Genomic DNA, 6,324 nt, shown 5'->3' on the forward strand with positions numbered 1-6,324 from the left:
TCCGGATTATTCGAGCGGTTCGATGGTGTCTCCGGGGCGAATCAGCCCATCTTTAAGAACGTCTGCTCGGAGGCCTCCTCGGTGGGTGAGTGCCTGCAATACGCCATCTTGAGTGATGCGCTGAAGATGATTACATGGTTCACACAGCCGATCCCCTCGGCAGATGGCGTCACCGACCTGGAATCGTTGTCCAACGAGATGGTTGAGTGCGACATCACGAGTTTCGATGTTCCGTCGGTGTTCTCCGGGTTCGAGTTCGATTTCCGCTTCACGTTCGATTGCTGTAACAGCCTCCTGCTCGATTAATGTGAGGTCGTACCCATCGGGGCGTTTCTCGTCTGATTCCCACTTGACGAAGGTCCCCGTCTCGATCTCGCTAAAGTACCGATCACCTCGTAGCCCCTTTCCGGCGATCGCTTCAACGTCGGCCTGTTCCTCCATCTGAGCTTCGGCTTCATGCGCGATAAACGCCCGTTCAACAGTGCCAGACCTAGTCATGCGTGCTATACCATTTAACAGAGATATAAACACCCGGAAGCTCAATCTTGCGGATAACCGATACGCGCTGTCTAGTCAGTAGCAACTGCGAAATATAATGGATCTCTGCCAAGATAGACGTGCGAGATTCAGAGGGTGTATTCAGCAAGTGGCCGCCATTCGTTTCACATCCTCAGTAGTAGAGCAATCGTTCCGTATTTGAGTAGGAGGTCTGTGATTCGCGGCAAAAGTTCTGTCGAGGCCGCTCACTCAGTCTTGAACCGCCCCGAGCGTATCGAGGTAACCGGCCCCGTAGTACGCTTTGTCGTACCCGTTCGGCACCTCGGCGGTGTTTCTGAGAGTCGACATGACCTGATTCGCGTTATAATCCGGATTGACACTCTTGACGAGTGCGGCGGCAGCGGTCACCTGCGGGGCGGCCATCGAGGTGCCGGCCTTCCAGCCGTACGAAGGCACGAACGGAGGCTCTGGAATGTCGTCGCCGTCGGTGTCTTCACCAGTGAATGTCGTGTTAAACACGAGATCTTGCTGCGAGCCTGGGACCTCGCTGTCAAGCGCTTCGAGATCTGCATCACCACCAGGTGCGGCGAGGTCAACAGCGTTCGTCCCGTAGTTGGTGTAGAACGCCGGACTCTCTGGAGGTGCTTCGAGTCCGGGTTCGCCCCACTTGTAGCCGATGGGACCCGTTGCCGCGATACTCATCACATTCGCGGCCTCGTTCGGGAGGCTGATCCAGTGACCGCCCTTGAGGACGACTTCTTCGAGTTCACCGTCACCGTCCGTGTCGACTTCGAGAACCTCGCCGTTGTCGTGCTGGAGGTCGGCACTGTCGTTGCCCGCCGAAACCACGACCACCATCCCTTGATTTCTCGCGTACGCCATCGTCTTGTTCAGCACGCCACCGTAGAAGCTCCCGTTTTTCCGCCTGTCGACAGGATACGCGCCGATGCTCATGTTCGCAGCGTCACAACCGATCTCCGCACTGTAGACGACCGCCGCGAGGATGTCGGCGAAGGTTGCGGATGGGCCGGAGAATACGCGACACGCGACCAGTTCAGTGCCCGGTGCGCTGCCGACGGTTCCCGTTTCGTTGGTGTCGTCGGCCGCGACGATACCCGCGACGTGCGTACCGTGGTCGCTGCCGACAGGGCTGAAGTCTTCGCCGTCGTTGGTGAAGTTTCGTGACAACTCGGTGTTCAGCGGGCCAGTGAGGTCCTCGTGAGTCTCAAGGATTCCGGAATCGATAATCGAAACCCGCGTTCCCTCCCCGCGGGTTATTTCGTGAACTTCGGGGATTTGCTGGTCCTGTTTGTCCCACTGGAAGGGTTCGTAGTACGGTTCGTCCGTCGCACTCTCCTGTGTCGGTTCGACGGGTGTATCAAGCGTATAGACCAAGTCCGGTGCGTACTTTCCACCGAGCTTTTTGACTTCTTTCTCACTGCCGCGTACCACGAGCAGGTTCACCGGATCCAGTCGATGAACGACTTCGACCCCGTCTGTGTGTTTCACGCTTTTTGCATCGACGATGAACCGCTCGCGTGATTCGGCTGCTACGACGTTCGTACCTACAGCAATGCCTCCGAGCGCCGCACCACTTACCTTCAGGAACGCTCGCCTGGTTTTGTGTCCCATGATAGTTTGTCATACACCATCGCAATATTTGTTACGGTCTGTGATTCATGGAAACATGTAACAGGCCATGTTCATTTCATTGAGAATAATATATCGCGTCGAGATCGATCGGTGTTGATTAAAAACCTACTTGAGCCCGCGAGTATCGGAACCATTCACAAATTTGCAATTTGTCTTGTTCTATGAATTTAGCAATGATATCAATCATGTAGAACTGTCGAAAACGCCATTCGCAACCGATATGCAAAATACGCGCTCTCTATCCAGCAGGAAGGCTCGCTGTTATCGTCGTGCCGAGAGGAAGAAACATTCTTCATCGGCACACGTTCGTCCGAGATGGCTCGTCATCCGAAATCCAAGAACGAGTGGGCAACGGCACCGGAAGACGCTGACCACCCGTCACACCCACGAGGACGTCCTGAACGACCGCGAGTTCGCACTCCTGCTGGAAGCGTGTACCGTACTCCCTGACCCGCGAGGGTTCGAAGCGCGGTTTGTCTGCCTAGTCGGTAGGCGACTCGGGCCCCGCGCTGGAGAGATAGCTCATTTCCAGACTTCATGAATCGACTGGGATCGCAAGCTCATCCGGATTCCACAGCATGAACCGTGTGGCTGTGGCTACTGTCGATGTCAGGCCCGTCAGGAGGCAGCCCACAATGAACAGCTTACACCTCTCACACCGGATATCTGTCTCCTCCATGCTACATTCGGTCTTCGCGCTGTTTGCCATGGCGAATACTCGAACAAAGCTCACCGTCTATGATCCAGACGGCGAGAGCGTCGGGGCACAGACTGTCGAATCGTCGGCATAGGACGGTGATTATCCCGATGCCGTCCCCGACCTCATGCCCGGGACAGCTGCGGCGTTGTGGCCCTCTGCCGTGACGATGTCAAGCGCCGCAGCGACACATAGATCTTTATATATACTACGAAAGATCATTAACTAGAGGACGGTCATAAAGTGGGACAGTCGGCGACGCCGATGTGCTCTGTGCCTCCGGTGGCGACGGAAGCGGTGCCGAAAACCGATCTATACCACATCCACGAAAGCATATTGTTCCAGGCTGTCCCGCGTGAAAACCGTTCTTTGACATCATCTCATGAGCGATACCCCTGATCAGCAACTCCTCGACCTTCCCCCAAGCGCGAAGCTCGTTTTCGTTGTACTAGGGCAGAAGGGGCCACTTACACAGAAACAAATAGCCAATGAACCACGCCTCTCTCAGCGGACAGTCCACTATGCAATACAACAATTCGAGGAGATCGATTCGACGCCTGATAACCGTGCGGACCTGCTTTCTATCCGATATACTTATCCGTTCGTTTTCCGACCTATCCGGATGCTATGATGGATGACTTGAACGCCTTCCAACGTGACCTCCTATACGTAATCGCCGGTCTTGAGAACGGAATCCCACCACACGGCCTCGCCATCAAGGACTCCCTCGAAGAGGATTACTCAGGCACGATCCACCACGGCAGACTCTATCCGAACCTCGACACGCTCGCTGACATGGGGTTGATCGACGTCTCCGAGATCGACAAGCGCACCAATGCCTACTCGGTCACCCAACGCGGTCAGCGCGAGCTCGAGGCTCGTCGTGAGTGGGAACGCCAGCATATCGATCTGGGCTCCAGCTAAGAATCATGTCTTGATTCTCTCTATAGATCCGCTCTAGAATCCGAGATCCAACATTCTATTGCTAACAAGCAACAAGCAAATCACTGAGAGAAAAACCAAGAAGGTCCCGAAAGCGACCCCCCAACCAGCAACGTCCGCAATCGTTCCGATGACGACACTTCCGGTCGCGCTCATCATCATATAAGTTGTCCGTACGAGACCGAACCCAGCACCCCGTTCAGCACTTGAGAGATTATCTACGAAACGCGGCAGGAGTGCCGCACCCCACCCCATCGAAACACCAATAAGAACGATTCCAACGAGGAGGACAGTTAGCTGCGATCCAGCAAGAAGCAGTCCGAACCCACCGATCCCAAGAACTGCACATAAGCCCCCAATTTCTTCTCGACCATACCGATCCGATAGCGACCCGATACCAGGTTGTGTGAGTCCCTGTATGACGAAGTATGCCGAAAACAGTGTACTGGCGAACGTCACCGAATATCCATGATAGGCGATTAGAAATGTAGGGAGAAATGAAGCCGTTGCCTGCCAGATAAACTCGAATAGGAACGCCAGTAGGGCAGTGAACGCGATCTTTCGTCGGGAGAGCAACTCGATAACCGGTCTGAGGGCGAACCGCTCGCCCATTGGCTGTGTAGGACGTGCGGGTTCCGTTGGCCGCACTTTCCATTGAAAAAGTACGAATACAGGTAAGGCAGCGACAGCCCCGAGCGCGATCGCTGCCCGCCAGCCAAACCACTGACTTACAGCGGCCGCTGCAATGGGGGCTACCAATCCCGCTATCGGTGCTCCAGAATTGTGGAGACCGATCGCGGTGCCAATATTGTTCAGTTTCCGGGTAAGGAACGTCGTCGCAACACTGTAGTGCAATCCTGCAACGCCGCCCAAAAGGAGTGTGAAGAGGAGGAAGACGGGCATTGATGGCGAGAGTGCAAGCAGGGCACTAACGACCGCTGTAAGTCCAACTGCAGCGAGGATAATACGGCGCTCACCGTATCGGTCGGCGAGAACACCGCTTGGAAACTGCACGAACGCGTACGCCATCCAGAGACCTGTTAGAGCGAGTCCGAGGGTACCGCTTGAGGAGTCAAACGTATCGACGATCTCCGGCACCACTGGACTGATGACCAACCGAGCGACCATCGTCGCGAAAAACGCCAGCGTACAGAGCACGACGAGAGTTACTCGGTAATCCCAAATTCGCTTCACTGCCTGCGATTTTCGCTTGAGATGGGAAAGCGTGCTGACTTCTCATAGGACTCGTCAGTATCACCACAATAGCTCACCATGGCTGATTCTGTTAGGTTGCTGGATATCAGCGGGAGTAGTGTTGTAGTGACTACTACCTCAACATACTAAGCGACAGCTCCCATGTACTCTGAAGCCCGCTTCTAAGCGGCTCGTCTACCTGGATCTATCTATTGGTTTCAATTCAGTGATGCCTCAAACATACGATCCGGCCAAGATTGAGGAGCATTGCTTTTGTCTACCTGCTTCAAAATTACCTTCGAACAGCGGCGACAGTTGCGACTGCTACTCTCTATGCAGAGGACAATTCATGTGATTGAACTCAACGTTCCGATTCTGCCTCAAACATTCTTGAGAATACTTTCCGTTGAACGGTGCGATTAAGTTGGGAGAAAGCAGACGGAGAAACCCCTAGAATCTCTGCCACTTCCGAACCTGAGTTTTCCCGTGGCGTTTCAAAGTATCCACTCTGATAGGCCGTTCTCACCGCTTCCAGTTGCCGATCAGTGAGTTGGTTGAAGATCTGTGACCTAGTCATATCATTGATATTGTTCGTACGCTGCCGATTGCGCTGCGTGAGAAGAGTCATATCCTGAAACTCCTGTGTGAGAATGTTGTTGACGGTTCGAGTGGCCGTTGGGTTGGGGACTTCAATTTTGAGACGCATTGCTTCCGGATTTACTGATATTTCACGGAGAATCGCTCCATGATCAACAAGCTTAGTCGCAATGAAGGGGTCTGAAAACCGAAACTGGACGATCGAATCACCTCCGTTCGTTGATTTAGAAATCACCCGGAAATCCTCAATACCGACGACCGATGTAGCTGCTTCACGTAGCGCATCAAGTGAACTATGTTCAACTTTCGCAATTGCTGATATCCCTTGGGAGGTCTGTTGGAGCCCTTCATCAAAGCAGATTGTACAGTCGGCGACGCGTGCAAGCTGGAGTAAGATAGATTCCTTATCAGTCGTCTTGTACTCTAACTCAGTAGCAGTATCACTGAGCAGTGCATCCCGCTGCTTTGCTGAAGTGATCGCCGCAGCAATTGTTTCACTCAATTCACCGAGTACTGCCTGTGAGGTTTCATCGAACGCCTCCTGCTGGCTTGCATACATAGTTACGACACCGTAGAACGCCTCTTCATGGATCAGGGGAAGGCTGAGAGCAGAACGGAACCCATGAGCGAGTGCTTCCGATCTCCAAGCTTCCACTTGAAGCTCACTCGCAACATTTGAGACTACTGTCGGTTGGTGAGTTTCAGCTGCCTGAGCCGTCGGTTCTTCATGTGGAATATCCTCG

General features: G+C 53.8%; 7 protein-coding genes. 2 read left to right on the top strand and 5 right to left on the bottom strand.

Going from position 1 to position 6,324, the window contains the following annotated elements; translation table 11 throughout:
• Positions 1-6 precede the first annotated feature (6 nt).
• From GT355_RS14970 to GT355_RS14980, 3 genes are all read right to left on the bottom strand, one after another.
• On the bottom strand, positions 7-498 hold the full coding sequence (locus tag GT355_RS14970; protein WP_160135362.1) for an MOSC domain-containing protein: 492 nt from the start codon (positions 496-498) through the stop codon (positions 7-9).
• A 249-nt stretch (positions 499-747) separates the two neighbouring features.
• The gene (locus tag GT355_RS14975; protein ID WP_160135363.1) at positions 748-2,130 is read right to left on the bottom strand and encodes a S8 family peptidase; all 1,383 of its coding nucleotides are present in this window, start codon (positions 2,128-2,130) and stop codon (positions 748-750) included.
• Positions 2,131-2,686: 556 nt separating this feature from the next.
• Positions 2,687-2,860: a hypothetical protein gene (locus GT355_RS14980; RefSeq protein ID WP_160135364.1), complete on the bottom strand. Its 174-nt coding sequence runs from the start codon at positions 2,858-2,860 to the stop codon at positions 2,687-2,689.
• 370 nt (positions 2,861-3,230) lie between these two features.
• On the opposite strand from GT355_RS14980, the gene GT355_RS18585 reads away from it, so the two are divergent.
• Positions 3,231-3,479 carry a MarR family transcriptional regulator gene (locus GT355_RS18585; RefSeq protein WP_420825975.1) on the top strand — a complete coding sequence of 83 codons (249 nt, stop codon included), beginning with the start codon at positions 3,231-3,233 and terminating at the stop codon, positions 3,477-3,479.
• Positions 3,479-3,772: a PadR family transcriptional regulator gene (locus GT355_RS14985; protein WP_160135373.1), complete on the top strand. Its 294-nt coding sequence runs from the start codon at positions 3,479-3,481 to the stop codon at positions 3,770-3,772. Before GT355_RS18585 ends, GT355_RS14985 begins: the two co-directional genes overlap by 1 nt.
• Before the next feature lie 33 nt (positions 3,773-3,805).
• On the opposite strand, the gene GT355_RS14990 is transcribed toward GT355_RS14985, so the two are convergent.
• Complete coding sequence (locus GT355_RS14990) at positions 3,806-4,948, bottom strand: MFS transporter (protein WP_275690156.1); 1,143 nt, start codon at positions 4,946-4,948, stop codon at positions 3,806-3,808.
• Between the two features lie 397 nt (positions 4,949-5,345).
• A partial coding sequence (locus tag GT355_RS14995; RefSeq protein ID WP_160135365.1) for a bacterio-opsin activator domain-containing protein occupies positions 5,346-6,324 on the bottom strand: 979 nt, incomplete at its 5' end.

This window comes from Halococcus salsus (genome assembly GCF_009900715.1).
GTDB classification, from domain to species: domain Archaea; phylum Halobacteriota; class Halobacteria; order Halobacteriales; family Halococcaceae; genus Halococcus; species Halococcus salsus.